Here is a 17,117-nt window from a genome sequence, read left to right as displayed (position 1 = left end):
GGCTCGCTGTCGGCCACCGGTGTCGGCCACGGCACCGACCGCGCCACCCTGGTGGGGCTGATGGGGGAATGGCCGGACCAGGTCGACCCGAAACAGATCGCCCCGCGCATCGAGGCGCTGAAGGCCTCCCGCGAACTGCTGCTGGACGGCAGCCACCCGGTCGCCTTCGACTGGCAGCGCGACCTGCTGCTGCTCGACGAGAACCTGCCGTATCACCCCAACGCCATGACCCTGATCGTCGAAGGCGAGGGCGGCGAACTGCACCGCGACACCTACTACTCCATCGGCGGCGGTTTCGTCGTCGACGAGGCCCAGGCGAAGTCCGGCCAGCTGGACCAGGACGCCACCAAGCTGCCCTACGACTTCTCCAGTGCCGAAGAACTGCTGGAACTCTGCCAGCGCCACAACCTGCGTATCTCCGAGCTGATGCTGGCCAACGAGAAGGCCTGGCGCAGCGAGGCGGAGATCCGCGCTGGCCTGCTGAAACTGTGGGACGCCATGCAGGAATGCGTGCGCAACGGCATGGGCGAGGAAGGTATCCTCCCCGGCGGGCTCAACGTGCGTCGCCGTGCCGCGAAGCTGCACCGCAGCCTGCAGGAGCTGGGCAAGCCCAACGTGATCGGCAGCACCATGAGCGCCATGGAGTGGGTGAACCTCTACGCCCTGGCGGTGAACGAGGAAAACGCCGCCGGCGGGCGCATGGTCACCGCGCCCACCAACGGTGCAGCGGGGATCATCCCGGCGGTGCTGCACTACTACATGCGCTTCAATCCCGAGGCGACTGACGACGACGTGGTGCACTTCTTCCTCGGCGCCGCCGCCGTCGGCATCCTGTGCAAGAAGAACGCCTCGATCTCCGGTGCCGAAGTGGGTTGCCAGGGCGAAGTGGGCTCGGCCTGTGCCATGGCCGCCGCTGGCCTGGCGGAAGTGCTCGGGGCGACCCCGGCGCAGCTGGAGAACGCGGCTGAGATCGGCCTGGAGCACAACCTCGGGCTGACCTGCGACCCGGTGGGCGGGCTGGTGCAAGTGCCGTGCATCGAGCGCAACGCGATCGCCGCGGTGAAGGCGATCAACGCGGCGCAGATGGCCTTGCGCGGCGACGGCGAGCACTTCATCTCGCTGGACCGGGTGATCCGCACCATGCGTGACACCGGTGCCGACATGCACGACAAGTACAAGGAAACCTCGCGCGGTGGCCTGGCGGTCAGCGCCATCGAGTGCTGATCTCGATCATGGGCGGCCGCCGCCGCCCAATGCTGGTGCACGATGCGGCGGGGCGGTTATGACCGGGCGGTCAGGTTATGAATATTCCGTCTGTTACTGAAGGTATTGTCCTATAGCACGGGGTGACATTCGCTGACACCGCCAGTGCTACCTAAGTCCCCAGGGCCCGCCGGACGCGGGCTCTCGCGGTCGTAAACAGAATGATTCTGTCGCTGACGCCTAGGCCGAATGGCATGGGCCTTGGAGGAATCCGCTGTTTTTAATTGAACGATCAATAAAACTAGGCACGACCTTTGCCTAGATTTGGTATTCCCTGGTTTTGAAGACCAGGCCATAACAAAAAAGCCTCTAAACGAGGCTCCGCTCCGTGCCTAGCTGAGGGTTTCGCTGATGTCACAGTTCAACCAAGGGGCTCAACCCCAGAACCGTGTTCCCCAGTCCATCGGTTTCCTGCTGCTGGATAACTTCACCCTGATTTCCCTGGCATCCGCGGTCGAACCGCTGCGCATGGCCAACCACCTCTCCGGCCGCGAACTCTATCGCTGGTACACGCTCAGCCAGGACGCCCGTCCCGTGAGTGCCAGCGACGGCCTGCAGATCACCCCCGACAGCGGCCTGGACAATGCGCCGGCCCTGGATGCCGTGATTGTCTGCGGCGGTGTCGATATCCAGCACAGCGTCAGCCGCGAACACGTGCAGTGGCTGCAGTCCCAGTCCCGCCAGGGCCGCCAGTTGGGCGCCGTGTGCACCGGCAGCTGGGCACTGGCCAAGGCCGGCCTGCTCGACGGTTTCGAGTGCAGCGTGCACTGGGAATGCCTGGCGGCCATGCAGGAAGCCTTCCCCCGCGCCGGCATCAGCACCCGCCTGTTCTCCATCGACCGCAACCGCAACACCTCGTCCGGCGGCACCGCGCCGATGGACATGATGCTGCACCTGATCGCCCGCGAGCACGGCCGCGAACTGGCTGCCGCCATCTCGGAGATGTTCATCTACGAGCGCATCCGCAACGAGCAGGACCACCAGCGCGTACCGCTCAAGCACATGCTCGGCACCAACCAGCCGAAGCTGCAGGAAATTGTCGCGCTGATGGAAGCCAACCTGGAGGAGCCCATCGACCTCGACGAGCTGGCCACCTACGTCGACGTCTCGCGCCGCCAGCTGGAGCGCCTGTTCCAGAAGTACCTGCACTGCTCGCCGTCGCGTTACTACCTCAAACTGCGCCTGATCCGCGCACGCCAGCTGCTGAAGCAGACCGCCATGTCCATCATCGAGGTGGCGTCGGTGTGCGGCTTCGTTTCCACCCCGCACTTCTCCAAGTGCTACCGCGAGTATTTCGGCATTCCGCCGCGCGACGAGCGTGCTGGCCAGAACGCCAACGTGGTGGCCTTGATGCCGGTGCCGGACGAACTGGTGCGCAACGCGCCGTCCACCGCCGGCGTTGCGCTGACCCGCGCCCAGGGCGAGTCCACCTTCGCCAGCGTGCGGGTGGTGTAACGCACCTCCCTTGGCGAATGAGGAGCCTGTAGGGGCGAATTCATTCGCCAAGGGCGGTGAAGCTGCCCCACTCAGGACCGGAAGGGCGGACCTGCGGCCCGCTTGGCGATTGAAATCGCCCCCACAAAGTATTCCCAGGTGTGCACGGCGCACCCTACGGGAAAGAAAAAAGGGCGCCAATGGCGCCCTTTCTCATTCATGGGTTTCAGCTGTCAGCGCGGTACCAGCGCCGGCAGCAGGGTGCGCGAAATGGCTTCGCGCACGTTCGGCAGCAGGGTGGCGCTGCCGCCCAGCAACTCCTCCACCAGACGCCGCAAGGCCAGTGCGCGTTCCGGGCTGAGGCCGCTCACGGCCTGTTCGCAGGCCTGCTCGGCGGTAACCCCCGGCGGGATGCTGATACCCAGCGCCACCAGGCGCTCACGAAAGTCTTCCTGGTCGATCAGATCGGCATGCATCATCGCGCTATTCCTCCGCATCGGGTGCCGCGCGATCAGCGCAGCACGCCTTCTTCCAGCAACAGTTTGAAGATAGCTTCGGCGCCCGCCTGCGGCGAGACGTCCTTGAGTACCTGGCCGCCACCGCCGGATGCCTTGGCGGTTGCCGCCTTCATCCGCTCGGCGCCGGTCTTGGCCTTGATCACCTTGAGCCGCTTGGGCCGAGGGCGAGCCGGTTGCAACTGGGCCTCGGCGAACAATACATCCTCCACCAGCTCCACGTCTTCGGCTTCGATGTGGCCGCGCCGGGCCGGGCCGAAGGCGCTCTGGCGGGCGGTGGGAGCGGCGTTGTCGACGCAGGCGACGAAGGGCAGGCGCACCTTCAGCCGGCGGCGCTGGCCGCGTGGCAGGGCCTGCAGGACCTGGGCCACGCCGTTGTCCACTTTTTCCACCTCTGCCAGACCCACCACCAGTGGCCAGCCCAGGCGTTCGGCCAGCAGGTAGGGCAACATGCCCGAACCTTCGCCGGTTTCCGCCTGGCTACCGGTGAGCACCAGTTGGGCGCCGCTTTCGCGGAGGAAGTCGCCCAGCGGGGGCAGGGCGTCGTCCTGCGAGCCCTGCTCCAGGACGATCAGTTCATCCAGGCCCATGCCCAGGTAGGCGCGCAGGGCTTCTTCCTGCGGATTGCCGGCATGCACCACGCGCAGGCGCGGGCCGGCCAGGCGCAGGCCGAGTTCGACGGCGCGGGCATCCTGGTCGGCGCGGCGAGCGCGGCCCGAGGTGGGGTGCGCGCCGATGGAGACCAGGCTGACGATCTTCAGTGCGTCATGCGGCATCGCGTGCCCCTCCCTGACGGTATTCGGTGGCCAGCTGGATCAACGCCGCGAGGATGGCGCCGGAGTCGCCGATCACCGAGAGATCGGCGCGTTTGATCATGTCGCAGCCCGGGTCCATGTTCACCGCCACCACCTTGTCGCAGGCGCCGATGCCTTGCAGGTGCTGGATGGCGCCGGAGATGCCCACCGCGAGGTAGACGCGCGCGGTGACCCAGGTACCCGTCGCGCCCACCTGGCGGTTACGCGGCATGAAGCCGTCGTCCACCGCCACGCGGGAAGCGCCTTCGGTGGCGCCGAGGGCGCCGGCCGCTTCGTGGAACAGTGCCCAGTCCTTCACCCCGTTGCCGCCGGAAAGGATGAACTCCGCCTCGGCCATGGGGATTTGCGCCGGGTCCACGGCCACCGGGCCGAGGTCCTCGATGCGCGGCAGGCTGTGGGCGATGCTTGCCGACAGATCCAGCTGACGGGCTTCGTGACGGGTTTCGCTGACCGGTTCGGCGCATTCGGCGGCAGCCAGGATCAGGCGCGGCACTTGGCGCACCAGGTCCTCGCGGCCTGCACCGGCGCGGCCAGTGGCTTGTTCGTTGGCGACCTGCCAGACGCGTGTGGCCGGGCGTTCGCCCAGCTTCGCGGACAGGCGGCGGCCCAGTTCGCCACCACCGGTGCGGCTATCGGGTAGCAGCCAGTGGCGGGGCGCCAGCTGGCTTTCCACAGCGCTCAGGGCCAGCACGCGGGCTTCCGGCGAGTAGCCGTCGAACTCGTCACCCGCGATACGCAGGATGCGGTCCACGCCTGCGGTATCGAAGGCGGATTCCTTGTCTTCGCCGAAGAGCACGGCGACCACCGCGCCTTCGCTGCCGGCCAACTTGTTGGCCAGGCCCAGGAGGTCCTTGTCGTGGCTGGAGAGACGGCCACCGACCATGTCCGGCACCACGCAGATGTGGAAGGCCGGTTGTTCGATCACATGCAGCGGCAGCTGCACCACTTCGCTGGCCGCGCTGCGCTTGCCGGCGGTGCCCTGCTGGGCGCCGCTGCGGTCGATACGCTTGACGCCGTTGGGGCCGATGAAGCCCGCTGCTGCGGCGTGGGGATTCTTGCGGATCAGGCCGTTGGGGCCCATCCAGCTCGTCTGCCCCTGGGTCTGCATGGCGGCATGCAGCGGGTGCAGGCGGTTGCGGGCGATCCACTCGGCGCGCGGGTCGCGGCGGATGATGTCGCTCATGCGATGGACTCCTGCTCAGGTACAGAATGTCCCCTCTCCCCTGTGGGGGAGAGGGTTAGGGTGAGGGGGTAATGGGTGGGCACGGAGCTGCTGCCGAACACCCTCACCCCCGGCCCCTCTCCCAGAGGGAGAGGGGAGAAGAGCGACGGGAGAAGTTGGCTGTAAGTACCCATCACGCCACCTCCACGGCAGCTTTAGCCGCCGACGGCTTTTTTGCTTCCACCGGCACCTCGATCAGCACATCCGCCACCAGTTCGGCGATGTCCTTGATCTCCGGGCGCGGGGCGACCACGCCTTCGAGCATTGCGGTGCACTGCGGGCAGCCCACGGCCACCAGTTCTGCGCCGGTTTCCTTGATGTCCACCATACGCATGTCGGGAATCCGCTGCTTGCCGGGGATGTCGGTGATCGGTGCGCCACCGCCACCGCCGCAGCAACGGGAACGGAAGCCGGAGCGTTCCATTTCCTTGACCTCGATGCCGATGGCCTTGAGCACGGCGCGCGGGGCTTCGTACTCGCCGTTGTAGCGGCCCAGGTAGCACGGGTCGTGGTAGGTCACGCTGCCGCCCTTGTGCTGGCCGAGGCTGAGGCTGCCGCGCTGCATCAGTTCGTTGATGTAGGTGCTGTGGTGCAGGACTTCGTAATGGCCGCCCAATGCGCCGTACTCGTTCTTCAGCACATGGAAGCTGTGCGGGTCGCAGCTGACGATGCGCTTGAATTTGTACTGGTTCAGCGTGGCGATGTTGCGCTTGGCCAGGGTCTGGAAGGTGGCTTCGTCACCCAGGCGACGGGCTACGTCGCCGCTGTCACGTTCTTCCAGGCCGAGTACGGCGAAGTCGACGTTGGCAGCTTTCAGGACTTTGACGAAGGCGCGCAGGGTGCGCTGGTTGCGCATGTCGAAGGCACCGTCGCCGACCCAGAACAGCACCTCGGCCTGCTTCTTCTCGCTCATCAGCGGCAGGTTCAGGTCCGCAGCCCAGTTCAGGCGGCCGCCGGGGGCGAAGCCGCCGGGGTTGTCGGTGGCGATCAGGTTTTCCAGCACCTCGGCACCCTTGTTCGGGGTGGAGCCCTTTTCCAGGGTCAGGTGGCGGCGCATGTCGACGATGGCGTCGACGTGCTCGATCATCATCGGGCATTCCTCGACGCAGGCACGGCAGGTGGTGCAGGACCACAGGGTGTCCGCTTCCACCAGGCCTTTGCCGCCCTGGACCACGATCGGCTGGTGCGGGCCGCCGGCGTGCTCGCCCAGCGGAATGCCCGGGTAGGGGCTGCCGGCGAACTTGGCGTCGTCACCACCGGCCAGGCCGATGACCATGTCCTGGATCAGCTTCTTCGGGTTCAGCGGCTGGCCGGCGGCGAAAGCAGGGCACACGGCCTCGCACTTGCCGCACTGCACGCAGGCGTCGAAGCCGAGCAGCTGGTTCCAGGTGAAATCAGTGGGTTTTTCCACGCCCAGCGGTGCGTTGGGGTCTTCCAGGTCCAGCGCCTTGAGGCCGGTGGAGCGGCCGCCGCCGAAGCGCTCGGCGCGGCGGTGCCAGGCCAGGTGCAGGGCCCCGGCGAAGGCGTGCTTCATCGGGCCGCCCCAGGTCATGCCGAGGAACAGCTCGGACACGCCCCAGGCCACGCCAATGGCGAGGATGCCGGCGAGGAACCAGCCGCCGAAGCCTTCCGGGAGGATGCCGGCCGCCGGCAGGGTGGCGATGAAGAAGCTCGCCGCGAACATCAGCAGGCTCTTCGGCAGACGCATCCACGGGCCCTTGGACAGACGGGACGGCGGATCGAGACGGCGTTTGGCGACGAAGAGTGCGCCAACGAACATCAGCACAGTGGCGGCCAGCAGGGCGAAGCCGAGGATCCGGCTGTGCAGGCCGAAGCCGTGCACCGCGATCGCCAGCACGGCCGACAGCACGAAGCCGCCAGCGGTGGCCACGTGAGTCTTGGACATGTACTTGTCGCGCTCGACCACATGGTGCAGGTCCACCAGGTAGCGGCGCGGCATCTTCATCAGGCCACCGATCCAGTCGACCTTGGAGGGTCGGCCCCGGCGCCACATGAAGAAGCGCTTCGCGGCGCCCAGCACGGCAAGGCCGAGCGCGGCGAAGAGCAGGATGGGAAGAAGGGTGTTCAGCATTGTTGGTCTCCTACCGGGACCTGAAAGCGGCACGGATGGCTCCCTCTCCCTCCGGGAGAGGGCTGGGGTGAGGGGAGCTTGGCGTCACTGAAAATCCGTGCCGGCCTGCGCCATCCCTCACCCCCGGCCCCTCTCCCAGAGGGAGAGGGGAGCGATCATCAGAAGTCCTTGCACAGACGCAGGGCGTCGTAGATCGCCGCGTGGGTGTTGCGCTGGGCCACGCAGTCGCCGATGCGGAACAGCAGGTAACCGCTGCCGGTTTCGCTGAGGCAAGGCTGCGGCTTGATGGCGAACAGCGCCTCGACGTCGATCTGGCCTTTGTTGCGCGAACCGTCCTTGAGCGCGTAGTACAGGCCCTCGTCCGGGCGCACGCCGTTCTCGATGACGATCTGGTCCACCACACGCTCCTCGCGGGCGCCGGTGTACTCGTTCTCCAGCACCGCCACCACCTTGTCACCCTCGCGGTAGACCTTTTCCAGCATCAGGTCGCCGGTCATGATCACTTCCTTCGGGTACATGCTGCGGTAGTAGGTCGGGAAGGTGGTGCCGCCCATGGCGATGCCCGGCTTGATGTCGTCGGTGACGATTTCGACCTGGGCGCCCTTGTCGGCCAGGAAGTCCGCTGCCGACATGCCGCCGAATTCGCAGATGGTGTCGTAGACCAGCACGTTCTTGCCCGGCGCCACGGTGCCGTCGAGCACATCCCAGCTGCTCACTACCAGGCCTTCGGCCGCACCCCAGTGCTCGTTCTGCTCCAGGAACGGATGACCGCCGTTGGCCAGGACGACGATGTCCGGCTTGAGGTCGAGGATGGCTTCCGGGTTGGCCGCGGTGCCCAGGCGCAGGTCGACGCCCAGGCGCGCGATCTCCAGCTGGTACCAGCGGGTGATACCGGCGATCTGGTCACGCTGCGGTGCCTTGGCGGCGATGGTGATCTGGCCGCCGAGCTGGTCCTTCTTCTCGAACAGGGTCACGTCGTGGCCGCGTTCGGCCGCCACGCGGGCCGCTTCCATGCCTGCCGGGCCACCGCCGACGATCACCACCTTGCGCTTCACGCCGGTAGTTTTCTCGATGATGTGCGGCACGCCCATGTATTCACGGGAAGTGGCGGCGTTCTGGATGCAGAGTACGTCCAGGCCCTGGTACTGGCGGTCGATGCAGTAGTTGGCACCGACGCACTGCTTGATCTGGTCCACCTGGCCCATCTTGATCTTGGCGATCAGGTGCGGGTCGGCGATGTGGGCGCGGGTCATGCCCACCATGTCCACGTAGCCGCCTTCCAGGATACGGGTGGCCTGGTTCGGGTCCTTGATGTTCTGCGCGTGCAGCACCGGTACGTTGACCACTTCCTTGATGCCGGCCGCCAGGTGCAGGAAGGGCTCCGGCGGGAAGCTCATGTTCGGGATCACGTTGGCCAGGGTGTTGTGGGTGTCGCAGCCCGAGCCAACCACGCCGATGAAGTCGATCATGCCGGTGTCGCTGTAGTACTTGGCGATCTGCTTCATGTCCTCGTGGGACAGACCGTCCGGGTGGAATTCGTCGCCGCAGATACGCATGCCGACGCAGAAGTCGTCGCCGACTTCAGCGCGAACGGCCTTCAGCACTTCCAGGCCGAACTTCATGCGGCCTTCAAAGGTGCCGCCCCACTCGTCGGTACGCTTGTTGACGCGCGGGCTCCAGAACTGGTCGATCATGTGCTGGTGCACGGCGGACAGCTCGACGCCGTCCAGGCCGCCTTCCTTCGCCCGGCGCGCGGCCTGGGCGTAGTTGCCGATCACGCGCCAGATCTCTTCCACCTCGATGGTCTTGCAGGTGGCGCGGTGCACGGGCTCGCGGATACCGGACGGCGACATCAGCGTCGGCCAGTTGAAGCCGTCCCAGCGGGAGCGGCGGCCCATGTGGGTAATCTGGATCATGATCTTGGCGCCGTGCTTGTGCATGGCGTCGGCCAGATTCTGGAAGTGCGGGATGATGCGGTCGGTGGACAGGTTCACCGAGCTCCACCACTCCTGCGGGCTGTCGATGGCCACCACCGACGAGCCGCCGCAGATGGCCAGGCCGATGCCGCCCTTGGCCTTCTCTTCGTAGTACTTCACGTAGCGGTCGGTGGTCATGCCGCCGTCGGTGGCATAGACCTCGGCGTGCGCGGTGGAGAGCACACGGTTACGGATGGTGAGTTTGCCGATCTGGATCGGCTGGAACATAGCTTCGAATGCCATTGCCCTATCTCCGATCTCTTATTCGTTGATGGGTTTGACGATAAACAGGCCGTCGTCGTGGCCTTCTTCCGAGCCGCTGTACACCTGCTCGGCGACAGTGCGGACGCTGCTGCCGCGAGCCTGGAGAATCTGATCCAGGGCGCCGGCGAACCAGCCGGTAAACATGTAGTCGACCTTGCGGCCTACCTTGCCGTACACGTACACGAACGCGGAGTGCTTCAGGCGGACCTGGGCGGTGCCCTTGTCGAGGTCGATGGACTCGATCTGGAACAGGCCCCAACCGCGCTGGGACAGGCGCTTCATGTAGTGCTCGAACACCGCTACGCCTTCCAGGCCGTGGCATTCAGCTTCTTTCTCGCACCAGTGCCAGGCGGACTTGTAGCCGGCCTTGTAGAGGATTTCGGCGTAGCGCTCCGGGCCCAGCTCGGCTTCGATGCCCATGTGGTTGTTCACGAAGAAGTGACGGGGCACGTACAGCATCGGCAGGGCGTCGGTGGTCCAGACACCGGTTTCGCTGTCGACTTCGATGGGCATTTCAGGGGCGTGTTTGGCCATGTTGTTTTAGCTCCGGAATTCGATTTGGGCCCGGCTGCGGGCTTCATTAACCCCCTCTCCCGCCGGGAGAGGGTTGGGGTGAGGGTTTGGCCCCTCTCCGGAGGGGAGAGGGGAGAAGAGCGATCACTCGCCCCAGACGTCCTTCAGTACGCGGACCCAGTTCTCGCCCATGACCTTGCGCACCACGCGCTCGGGCATGCCGCGCTTGAGCAGGGTCTCGGTGAGGTTGGGGAATTCGCCCACGGTGCGAATGCCCAGCGGGTTGACGATCTTCCCGAAGTTGGTCAGGCGGCGGGCGTAACCCTTGTCGTGGGTCAGCCACTCGAAGAATTCCTTGCCGTGGCCCTGGGTGAAGTCGGTACCGATGCCGATGGCGTCTTCGCCAACGATGTTCATCACGTACTCGATGGCTTCGGCGTAGTCGTCGATGGTCGAATCGATGCCTTTGGCCAGGAAGGGGGCGAACATGGTCACGCCGACGAAGCCGCCGTGATCTGCGATGAACTTCAGCTCTTCATCGGACTTGTTGCGCGGGTGTTCTTTCAGGCCGGACGGCAGGCAGTGGGAGTAGCAGACCGGCTTCTTGGATTCGAGGATGACTTCTTCGGAAGTCTTGGAGCCCACGTGGGACAGGTCGCACATGACGCCGACGCGGTTCATCTCGGCGACGATCTCGCGACCGAAACCGGAGAGGCCGCCGTCGCGCTCGTAGCAGCCGGTGCCCACCAGGTTCTGGGTGTTGTAGCACATCTGCACGATGCCAACGCCCAGTTGCTTGAACACCTCGACGTAGCCGATCTGGTCCTCGAACGCGTGGGCGTTCTGGAAGCCGTAGAGGATGCCGGTCTTGCCCAGTTCCTTGGCCTTGCGGATGTCGGCGGTGGTACGCACCGGGATCACCAGGTCACTGTTCTCGCGGATCAGCTTGTTGCTCGCGGTAATGTTGTTCACCGTCGCCTGGAAGCCCTCCCACACCGACACGGTGCAGTTGGCGGCGGTCAGGCCACCCTTGCGCATGTCTTCGAAGAGTTCACGGTTCCACTTGGCGATGATCAGACCGTCGATGACGATGCTGTCGGCGTGCAGTTCGGCTGGGCTCATCAGGCTGTCCCCTGTTATGCATGCGCCGAATCTTCTGCCGGCGCTTTGAGGGGAGCATATCCCTGGGGAATTCGGCGCTATCGCGCAAAAGCGACCGGGGTATTGCCGAAAGCGTCAAGCCGGTCGCGAATGGGCAAGCGGGGTTCGGAACTGCCCATCTGGTAGGACTGGCACTGGCTTGTGGGAGCGAATTCATTCGCGAATGGGACGCACAGCGGCCCCTGTCTGGACTAAGGCAGGACTGCGTCCTGCAATCGCGATTGAAATCGCTCCCACAATCAATGGCTCTTTGTTGCTGCGGCAAACCACAGGTCCGCCTGTCGCCATCGGCTTGCGCCAACCACCTATAAAGGAATGTACGGAGCGCTCCGTCGGCCTGCGTCGGTTTCAGAATGCGCAGGGTCGCTGGGGTGAAATCTCCGAATGACGGGGATGGCAAGCTCCTCGAATGTCCCGGACCAGCGCGCGTAGATGCGCTTCGGGGCGCTAGGACGGCCACCGCAGGCCACGCTCCGTGACGTGGCGAGTGAGCCGCAGCCGAGACCTCCGGACGACTGAATTCAGCCCGTCGCCCGTGAAGCAGAGGAACGCTGTATGCCTGATGAGACGCTTCACCTGCCTCTGATCCAGAGCGTGCTGGAACGCGAAAAGGACACCCCCGGTGCCCTGCTGCCGATCCTCCACGCCATCCAGGAAGGCGCGGGGTACATCCCCGATGTCGCCATTCCCGAGATCGCCCACGCCCTGAACCTCAGCCTGGCCGAGGTGCGCGGGGTGATCAGCTTCTACCACGACTTCCGCACCACGCCGCCGGCACGCCATACCCTGCGCCTGTGCCGCGCCGAGTCCTGCCAGAGCATGGGCGCCGAGCGCCTGGCCGCGCAGTTGCGCGAAGAGCTGGAGCTGGACGACCACGGCACCAGTGCCGACGGCCAGATCAGCCTGCGGCCTGTCTACTGCCTGGGCGCCTGCGCCTGCTCGCCAGCCCTGGAGCTGGACGGCCGCCTGCATGCGCGACTGACCCCCGAGCGTCTGAGTGCGCTGGTGAAGGGCTGCCTGGAGGACGGTTCATGCTGAAGCTGTGCATCCCCTGCGATTCCGTAGCCCGCGCCGTTGGTGCCGACGACCTGGCCACTGCCCTCGCCCGCGAAGCGGAGCAACGCAAGCTGCCGCTGGAAATCAAACGCACCAGTTCCCGTGGCCTCTACTGGCTGGAGCCGCTGCTGGAGCTGGAAAGCGCCGACGGTCGCCTGGGTTTCGGCCCGGTTGCGCCGGAGGACGTATCGTCCCTGCTGGACGCCCTGCAGGGTGATGCCAGCACCCATCCGCTGGCCCTGGGGCCGGTGGAGGAACTGCCGTACCTGAAGAGCCAGCAGCGCCTGCTCTTCGCCCGTGCCGGCATCACCCGGCCGCTATCCCTGGATGACTACCGCGCCCACGGCGGTTTCGAAGGGCTGGCGCGCGCGATTGGTTTGAGCGGCGATGACGTCGTCACCGCCGTGCTGGATTCCGGCCTGCGTGGTCGGGGCGGTGCGGCCTTCCCGGCGGGCATCAAGTGGCGCACTGTGCGTGGCGCCGCCGCCGCGCAGAAGTACGTGGTCTGCAACGCCGACGAGGGCGACTCCGGCACCTTCGCCGACCGCATGCTGATGGAGGGCGACCCCTTCCTGCTGATCGAGGGCATGGCCATCGCCGGCCTCGCCGTCGGTGCCACCATGGGCTACATCTACGTGCGCTCCGAGTACCCGCAGTCGGTGGATAACCTGCGCGCGGCCATCGAGATCGCCCGCGACGCCGGCTACCTCGGCGCCAACGTCGGTGGCAGTGGCCTGGCGTTCGACCTGGAAGTCCGTGTCGGTGCCGGTGCCTATATCTGCGGTGAGGAAACCGCTCTGCTGGATTCGCTGGAAGGCAAGCGCGGCGTGGTCCGTGCCAAGCCACCGCTGCCCGCGCTGCAGGGCCTGTTCGGCCTGCCGACCCTGGTCCACAACGTGCTCACCCTGGCCTCGGTGCCGGTGATTCTCGCCCGTGGCGCGCAGTTCTACCGGGACTTCGGCATGGGTCGCTCGCTGGGCACCATGCCCTTCCAGCTCGCCGGCAATATCCGCCATGGCGGGTTGGTGGAGCGCGCCTTCGGTCTGAGCCTGCGCGAGCTGGTGGAGGGCTATGGCGGCGGTACCGCCAGCGGCCGCCCGCTGAAGGCTGCTCAGGTAGGTGGACCGCTCGGTGCCTGGGTGCCGCCGTCGCAATTCGATACGCCGCTGGACTACGAGGCCTTCGCCGCCATGGGCGCGATGCTCGGCCACGGCGGCGTGGTGGTGGCTGACGACAGCCTGGACATGGCCCACATGGCCCGCTTCGCCCTGCAGTTCTGCGCTGAGGAATCCTGCGGCAAGTGCACGCCCTGCCGCATCGGCTCGACCCGTGGAGTGGAGGTGGTGGACCGCCTGATCGCCGCCACGGACATCACCGCTCGCGAGGAGCAGGCCCTGCTGCTCAAGGACCTCTGCGACACCATGACGTACGGCTCGCTCTGCGCCCTGGGTGGCATGACCGCCTTCCCGGTGACCAGCGCCCTCAAGCACTTCCCCGCCGACTTCGGTCTGGAGACCTCGGAGGCCGACCAATGATCAACATCTTCGACCCCGCCAGCGATATCGACCTTGGCACCCCGGCCCGCGAAAGCGAGGTGCAGGTCAGCCTGACCATCGATGGCCGCGAGATCAGCGTGCCCGCCGGCACCTCGGTGATGCGTGCCGCCGCGCTGCTCGGCACCACCATTCCCAAGCTCTGCGCCACCGACAGCCTGGAAGCCTTCGGCTCCTGCCGCATGTGCCTGGTGGAAATCGACGGCATGCGTGGCTATCCGGCCTCCTGCACGACGCCCGTGACCGAAGGCATGGTGGTCCACACCCAGACGCCCAAGCTCGCCACCTTGCGCCGCAATGTGATGGAGCTGTACATCTCCGACCACCCGCTGGACTGCCTGACCTGTTCGGCGAACGGCAACTGCGAGCTGCAGACCGTCGCCGGTCAGGTGGGCCTGCGCGAGGTGCGTTACGGCTACGACGGCGCCAACCACCTGGACGAGCAGAAGGACGTTTCCAACCCCTATTTCGACTACGACCCGAGCAAGTGCATCGTCTGCAACCGCTGCGTGCGCGCCTGCGAGGAAACCCAGGGCACCTTCGCCCTGACCATCAGCGGGCGTGGTTTCGAGTCCCGCGTGGCGGCGGCCGGAGGCGAGAACTTCCTCGACTCCGAATGCGTGTCCTGTGGCGCCTGCGTACAGGCCTGCCCAACCGCCACCCTGATGGAAAAGAGCGTGGTCGAACTTGGCCAGCCCGAGCGTAGCGTCATCACCACCTGCGCTTATTGCGGCGTGGGCTGCTCGTTCAAAGCCGAAATGAAGGGCGACCAACTGGTGCGCATGGTTCCGGACAAGAACGGCCAGGCCAACCACGGTCACTCCTGCGTGAAAGGCCGTTTCGCCTTCGGCTACGCCACGCACCCGGACCGCATCACCAAGCCGATGATCCGCAAGCACATCAGCGATCCCTGGCAGGAAGTCAGCTGGGAAGAAGCGGTGAACCACGCGGCCAGCGAATTCCGCCGCATCCAGCTCAAGTACGGGCGTGATTCCATCGGTGGCATCACCTCCAGCCGCTGCACCAACGAAGAGACCTACCTGGTGCAGAAACTGGTGCGTGCCGGCTTCGGCAACAACAACGTCGACACCTGCGCGCGGGTCTGCCACTCGCCCACCGGCTACGGCCTCAAGCAGACCCTGGGCGAGTCCGCCGGTACCCAGAGCTTCGACTCGGTGATGCAGGCCGACGTGGTGCTGGTCATCGGTGCCAACCCCACCGACGCCCACCCGGTGTTCGGCTCCCAGCTCAAGCGCCGCCTGCGCGAGGGGGCGCGGCTGATCGTCATCGACCCGCGCCGTATCGACCTGGTGGATTCGCCCCACGCCCGCGCCGAGCTGCATCTGGCGCTGCGTCCGGGCACCAACGTGGCGATGCTCAACGCCCTGGCCCACGTAATCGTCACCGAGGGGCTGGTCAACCAGGACTTCGTCGACGCCCGCTGCGAAGCGACTGACTTCGCCCGCTGGCGCGATTTCGTCAGCCTGCCGGAAAACTCCCCCGAGGCCATGGGGCCGATCTGCGGCGTGTCGCCCGACGACATCCGCGCCGCCGCACGGCTCTACGCCACCGGCGGCAACGCAGCCATCTACTACGGCCTGGGCGTGACCGAGCACAGCCAGGGCAGCACCTCGGTCATGGGCATCGCCAACCTCGCCATGGTCACCGGCAACATCGGCCGTGAGGGCGTTGGCGTGAACCCGCTGCGTGGGCAGAACAACGTGCAGGGCTCCTGCGACATGGGTTCCTTCCCCCATGAACTGCCGGGCTACCGCCACGTCTCCAACGACGCGGTGCGCCACCAGTTCGAACAGGCCTGGGGCGTGACCCTGCAGCCTGATCCGGGTCTGCGCATCCCCAACATGTTCGAGGCGGCCCTCGGCGGCACCTTCAAGGCGCTCTACTGCCAGGGCGAGGACATCGCCCAGAGCGACCCCAACACCCAGCACGTCACCGCCGCCCTGTCGGCCATGGAGTGCGTGGTGGTGCAGGACATCTTCCTCAACGAAACCGCCAAGTTCGCCCACGTCTTCCTGCCGGGCAGTTCCTTCCTGGAGAAGGACGGCACCTTCACCAACGCCGAGCGGCGCATCTCCCGCGTGCGCAAGGTGATGGACCCGCTGGGCGGCAAGGCCGACTGGGAGGCGACGCAGCTGCTGGCCAACGCCCTTGGCTACAAGATGGACTACAAGCACCCGTCCGAGATCATGGACGAGATCGCCAGCCTGACCCCGACCTTCACCCGCGTGAGCTACGCCGAGCTGGATCGTCACGGCAGCCTGCAATGGCCCTGCAACGACCAGGCGCCGGATGGCACGCCGACCATGCACATCGAGGAATTCGTGCGTGGCAAGGGACGCTTCATGCTCACCGGCTACGTGCCCACCGAAGAGAAGGTCAATAGCCGCTATCCGCTGCTGTTGACCACCGGCCGCATCCTCAGCCAGTACAACGTCGGCGCCCAGACCCGGCGCACCGACAACGTCGCCTGGCATGAAGAGGACCGCCTGGAGATCCACCCGACCGATGCCGAGAGCCGTGGCATCACCGAGGGCGACTGGGTGGGCGTTGGCAGCCGCGCCGGACAGACGGTGCTGCGTGCCAAGGTCAGCGAGCGCGTGGCGCCGGGGGTGGTGTACACCACCTTCCACTTCCCCGAATCGGGGGCCAACGTGATCACCACCGACAACTCCGACTGGGCCACCAACTGCCCGGAGTACAAGGTGACAGCCGTGGAGGTGACGCGGGTCTACCACCCCTCCGAATGGCAGAAACGCTATCAAGAGTTCAGTGACGAACAGCGGCGCCTGCTCAAGGATCGCCGCAGGACCGAAAAAGTCGAGGTACGCCGATGAGCACCGACAACCTGATCAAGATGGCCAACCAGATCGCCCAGTTCTTCGCCTCCGAACCGGACAAGGAGCAAGCGGTGAAGGGGGTGCGCACGCACCTGCAGAGCTTCTGGACGCCGGCCATGCGCATTGAACTGATGGCCTGGCAGGTAGAGCACCATGGCGAATGTCTGCATCCCCTGGTGCAGCAGGCGCTGGCGGAGCAGGGGAGGGCGGTTTAGCCCTGTTCAGGGCATTCAGGCGCGAATGCTTGTAGGGGCGAATTCATTCGCCAAGGGCAGCTCTGCTGCCCCCCCTGCAAGGCTTCAGGGCAGACCTGCGGCCTGCTTGGCGAATGAATTCGCCCCTACAACAAGCCATTGCCCGTACAAGTGCACAAGCGCTCGGCTGAGCTTTGTGGG

Annotated in this window: 13 protein-coding genes; 6 read left to right on the top strand and 7 right to left on the bottom strand. The window is 66.0% G+C overall.

Translation table 11 applies throughout. The annotated features are described in order from the left end of the window. Together E8E91_RS02555 and E8E91_RS02550 are read left to right on the top strand one after the other, a co-directional pair. Positions 1-1,224 (top strand): L-serine ammonia-lyase (locus E8E91_RS02555; RefSeq protein WP_280374463.1); only part of this gene is annotated, 1,224 nt, incomplete at its 5' end. 390 nt (positions 1,225-1,614) lie between these two features. Next, positions 1,615-2,718, top strand: coding sequence for a GlxA family transcriptional regulator (locus E8E91_RS02550; protein ID WP_190834813.1), 1,104 nt, complete (start codon positions 1,615-1,617; stop codon positions 2,716-2,718). 212 nt (positions 2,719-2,930) lie between these two features. On the opposite strand, the gene E8E91_RS02545 is transcribed toward E8E91_RS02550, so the two are convergent. The 7 genes from E8E91_RS02545 to E8E91_RS02515 all read right to left on the bottom strand — a co-directional run bounded on the left by E8E91_RS02545 (position 2,931) and on the right by E8E91_RS02515 (position 11,216). Then, entirely contained in the window at positions 2,931-3,176 is a 246-nt protein-coding gene (locus tag E8E91_RS02545) for a hypothetical protein (RefSeq protein ID WP_028630518.1), read from the bottom strand. A 32-nt stretch (positions 3,177-3,208) separates the two neighbouring features. Continuing rightward, entirely contained in the window at positions 3,209-3,988 is a 780-nt protein-coding gene (locus tag E8E91_RS02540) for an electron transfer flavoprotein subunit beta (RefSeq protein ID WP_280374462.1), read from the bottom strand. Further along, entirely contained in the window at positions 3,978-5,210 is a 1,233-nt protein-coding gene (locus E8E91_RS02535) for an electron transfer flavoprotein subunit alpha/FixB family protein (RefSeq protein ID WP_280374461.1), read from the bottom strand. Before E8E91_RS02535 ends, E8E91_RS02540 begins: the two co-directional genes overlap by 11 nt. Before the next feature lie 172 nt (positions 5,211-5,382). Next, on the bottom strand, positions 5,383-7,341 hold the full coding sequence (gene dgcB / locus E8E91_RS02530) for a dimethylglycine demethylation protein DgcB (protein ID WP_280374460.1): 1,959 nt from the start codon (positions 7,339-7,341) through the stop codon (positions 5,383-5,385). Between the two features lie 158 nt (positions 7,342-7,499). Continuing rightward, on the bottom strand, positions 7,500-9,560 hold the full coding sequence (gene dgcA / locus E8E91_RS02525; protein ID WP_280370952.1) for a dimethylglycine demethylation protein DgcA: 2,061 nt from the start codon (positions 9,558-9,560) through the stop codon (positions 7,500-7,502). An 18-nt stretch (positions 9,561-9,578) separates the two neighbouring features. Beyond that, positions 9,579-10,115 carry a 4-vinyl reductase gene (locus tag E8E91_RS02520; RefSeq protein ID WP_280374459.1) on the bottom strand — a complete coding sequence of 179 codons (537 nt, stop codon included), beginning with the start codon at positions 10,113-10,115 and terminating at the stop codon, positions 9,579-9,581. A gap of 123 nt (positions 10,116-10,238) precedes the next feature. Next, positions 10,239-11,216, bottom strand: a complete 978-nt coding sequence (locus tag E8E91_RS02515) for a dipeptidase (protein WP_044871141.1) — start codon at positions 11,214-11,216, stop codon at positions 10,239-10,241. Between the two features lie 594 nt (positions 11,217-11,810). Here E8E91_RS02515 and E8E91_RS02510 point away from each other — a divergent pair. Genes E8E91_RS02510 through E8E91_RS02495 form a run of 4 tightly spaced genes read left to right on the top strand, consistent with a single transcriptional unit; the run spans position 11,811 to position 16,937 of the window. Continuing rightward, complete coding sequence (locus E8E91_RS02510) at positions 11,811-12,293, top strand: formate dehydrogenase subunit gamma (RefSeq protein ID WP_280374458.1); 483 nt, start codon at positions 11,811-11,813, stop codon at positions 12,291-12,293. Beyond that, positions 12,287-13,846, top strand: coding sequence for a formate dehydrogenase beta subunit (locus tag E8E91_RS02505; protein WP_280374457.1), 1,560 nt, complete (start codon positions 12,287-12,289; stop codon positions 13,844-13,846). Before E8E91_RS02510 ends, E8E91_RS02505 begins: the two co-directional genes overlap by 7 nt. Continuing rightward, positions 13,843-16,719, top strand: coding sequence for a formate dehydrogenase subunit alpha (gene fdhF, locus E8E91_RS02500; protein ID WP_280374456.1), 2,877 nt, complete (start codon positions 13,843-13,845; stop codon positions 16,717-16,719). The genes E8E91_RS02505 and fdhF overlap by 4 nt, the downstream gene beginning before the upstream one ends. Next, a complete protein-coding gene (locus E8E91_RS02495; RefSeq protein WP_077520446.1) occupies positions 16,716-16,937 on the top strand; it encodes a formate dehydrogenase subunit delta in 222 nt (73 codons plus the stop codon). The genes fdhF and E8E91_RS02495 overlap by 4 nt, the downstream gene beginning before the upstream one ends. Positions 16,938-17,117 lie beyond the last annotated feature (180 nt).

It is taken from the genome of Pseudomonas sp. BN515 (assembly GCF_029873155.1).
In the GTDB taxonomy this organism is placed as follows: Bacteria; Pseudomonadota; Gammaproteobacteria; order Pseudomonadales; family Pseudomonadaceae; genus Metapseudomonas.
This window is presented reverse-complemented; position numbering and strand designations above follow the sequence as displayed.